Here is a 3,434-nt window from a genome sequence, read left to right as displayed (position 1 = left end):
ACCAGATTGGGGTTATAGCTCAGCTGGGAGAGCGCCTGCCTTGCACGCAGGAGGTCAGCGGTTCGATCCCGCTTAACTCCACCACTTCTGGTTTTAAACCGGCTCTAGGAATTCAAATATAAGTGCTTAGTCTATAAGTGTTTATATTTGAGTTTAATCTCAAACTGCTCTTTAACAATTTGGCAAGCTGATGTAAAAAGTAAAAAAACTAAGGTTACATTTAATTGTATACCTTATTCACACTGTACACTTCAAGACATTTTGGGGTTGTATGGTTAAGTGACTAAGCGTACACGGTGGATGCCTTGGCAGTCAGAGGCGATGAAGGACGTACTAACCTGCGAAAAGCTACGGGGAGCCGGTAAGAGGCATTATATCCGTAGATATCCGAATGGGGAAACCCAGTGAGTTTACTCACTATCGCTACATGAATACATAGTGTAGCGAGGCAAACCGGGAGAACTGAAACATCTAAGTACCCCGAGGAAAAGAAATCAACCGAGATTCCGTTAGTAGCGGCGAGCGAACGCGGAGTAGCCCTTAAGCTATATTGGTGTTAGTGGAATACTCTGGAAAGGGTAGCGATACAGGGTGATAGCCCCGTACACGACAATGCTTTTATAGTGAAAACGAGTAGGACGGGACACGTGGTATCCTGTTTGAACATGGGGGGACCATCCTCCAAGGCTAAATACTCCTGACTGACCGATAGTGAACCAGTACCGTGAGGGAAAGGCGAAAAGAACCCCTGTAAGGGGAGTGAAATAGAACCTGAAACCGTGTACGTACAAGCAGTGGGAGCACCTTCGTGGTGTGACTGCGTACCTTTTGTATAATGGGTCAGCGACTTACATTCTGTAGCGAGGTTAACCGAATAGGGGAGCCGTAGGGAAACCGAGTCTTAACTGGGCGAATAGTTGCAGGGTGTAGACCCGAAACCGGGCGATCTATCCATGAGCAGGTTGAAGGTTGGGTAACACTAACTGGAGGACCGAACCCACTAATGTTGAAAAATTAGGGGATGACTTGTGGATCGGAGTGAAAGGCTAATCAAGCTCGGAGATATCTGGTTCTCCTCGAAAGCTATTTAGGTAGCGCCTCGAGCGAATACCATTGGGGGTAGAGCACTGTTTGGGCTAGGGGGTCATCCCGACTTACCAACCCCATGCAAACTCCGAATACCAATGAGTACTACTCGGGAGACACACGGCGGGTGCTAACGTCCGTCGTGAAAAGGGAAACAACCCAGACCGCCAGCTAAGGTCCCAAAGTAATGATTAAGTGGAAAACGATGTGGGAAGGCATAGACAGCTAGGAGGTTGGCTTAGAAGCAGCCACCCTTTAAAGAAAGCGTAATAGCTCACTAGTCGAGTCGGCCTGCGCGGAAGATGTAACGGGGCTAAAATCATTCACCGAAGCTGCGGACTTGCATTATGTGCAAGTGGTAGAGGAGCGTTCTGTAAGCCTGCGAAGGTGTCTTGAGAAGGATGCTGGAGGTATCAGAAGTGCGAATGCTGACATGAGTAACGATAAGGGGAGTGAAAAACTTCCCCGCCGAAAGACCAAGGGTTCCTATCCCATGCTAATCAGGGTAGGGTGAGTCGGCTCCTAAGGCGAGGCTGAAAGGCGTAGTCGATGGGAAACAGGTTAATATTCCTGTACCGGCCAATACTGCGATGGGGGGACGGAGAAAGCTAGGCAAGCGCGGCGTTGGTAGTCCGCGTGAAAGTGTGTAGGTTGAGAGACTAGGAAAATCCGGTTTCTTAAGACTGAGACACGAGACGAGTCACTAAGGTGATGAAGTTGCTAACGCTATGCTTCCAGGAAAAGCCTCTAAGCTTCAGGTATTGGTGACCGTACCCTAAACCGACACAGGTGGTCAGGTAGAGCATACCAAGGCGCTTGAGAGAACTCGGCTGAAGGAACTAGGCAAAATAGTACCGTAACTTCGGGAGAAGGTACGCTCTTTGATGTGAAGCCCTTGCGGTGTAAGCATTGGAGAGTCGCAGTGACCAGCTGGCTGCAACTGTTTATTAAAAACACAGCACTCTGCAAACACGTAAGTGGACGTATAGGGTGTGACACCTGCCCGGTGCCGGAAGGTTAATTGATGGGGTTAGCGCAAGCGAAGCTCTTGATCGAAGCCCCGGTAAACGGCGGCCGTAACTATAACGGTCCTAAGGTAGCGAAATTCCTTGTCGGGTAAGTTCCGACCTGCACGAATGGTGTAATGATGGCCAGGCTGTCTCCAGCCGAGACTCAGTGAAATTGAAATTGCGGTGAAGATGCCGTATACCCGCGGCTAGACGGAAAGACCCCGTGAACCTTTACTATAGCTTGGCACTGAACATTGACCCTACATGTGTAGGATAGGTGGGAGGCTTTGAAGTTGGAACGCTAGTTCTGATGGAGCCGTCCTTGAAATACCACCCTTGTATGTTTGATGTTCTAACGTAGGTCCCTGAATCGGGATTGCGGACAGTGTCTGGTGGGTAGTTTGACTGGGGCGGTCTCCTCCTAAAGAGTAACGGAGGAGCACGAAGGTTGGCTAAGTACGGTCGGACATCGTACGGTTAGTGTAATGGTAGAAGCCAGCTTAACTGCGAGACAGACACGTCGAGCAGGTACGAAAGTAGGTCATAGTGATCCGGTGGTTCTGTATGGAAGGGCCATCGCTCAACGGATAAAAGGTACTCCGGGGATAACAGGCTGATACCGCCCAAGAGTTCATATCGACGGCGGTGTTTGGCACCTCGATGTCGGCTCATCACATCCTGGGGCTGAAGTCGGTCCCAAGGGTATGGCTGTTCGCCATTTAAAGTGGTACGCGAGCTGGGTTTAGAACGTCGTGAGACAGTTCGGTCCCTATCTGCCGTGGGCGTTGGATGATTGAGTGGAGTTGCTCCTAGTACGAGAGGACCGGAGTGAACGAACCGCTGGTGTTCGGGTTGTCATGCCAATGGCATTGCCCGGTAGCTACGTTCGGAACGGATAACCGCTGAAAGCATCTAAGCGGGAAGCCGGCCACAAGATGAGTCATCCCTTAGACTTCGAGTCTACTAAAGGGTCGTTGAAGACCACAACGTTGATAGGTGAGGTGTGGAAGCGTGGTGACACGTTAAGCTAACTCATACTAATTGCCCGAGAGGCTTAACCATACAACGCCCAAGATGTTTTAAGAAAAGAATACAGTGTGAATTTACTTATCAGATTGCCGAATATTGGAACACGTTTTTATCAAATCCTTCCATGGATTTGACCCTAACGGGCCGCACTAAAGTGCGTTAAAACTTGTTCCCTACAAGTTTTTGCCTGGTGGCAATAGCGCTGTGGAACCACCTGACTCCATTCCGAACTCAGAAGTGAAACGCAGCTGCGACGATGGTAGTGTGGCATTCGCCATGCGAGAGTAGTACACCGCCAGGCACCTCATT

Annotated in this window: 1 tRNA gene and 2 rRNA genes; all 3 read left to right on the top strand. The window is 49.8% G+C overall.

The window, feature by feature from the left end:
- The first annotated feature begins 8 nt into the window (after window positions 1-8).
- Window positions 9-84: transfer RNA gene (locus tag ORJ01_RS16045), tRNA-Ala, on the top strand.
- A 189-nt stretch (window positions 85-273) separates the two neighbouring features.
- Window positions 274-3,158: ribosomal RNA gene (locus ORJ01_RS16040) — 23S ribosomal RNA — on the top strand.
- Between the two features lie 153 nt (window positions 3,159-3,311).
- Window positions 3,312-3,426 (top strand): 5S ribosomal RNA (rrf, locus tag ORJ01_RS16035).
- The last annotated feature ends 8 nt before the right edge of the window (window positions 3,427-3,434 follow it).

The sequence above is a fragment of the Alishewanella sp. SMS8 genome (assembly GCF_030737935.1).
GTDB classification, from domain to species: Bacteria; Pseudomonadota; Gammaproteobacteria; order Enterobacterales; family Alteromonadaceae; genus Alishewanella; species Alishewanella maricola.
The sequence above is the reverse complement of the archived record's forward strand: the minus strand, read 5'-3'. Positions and strand labels throughout refer to the sequence as shown.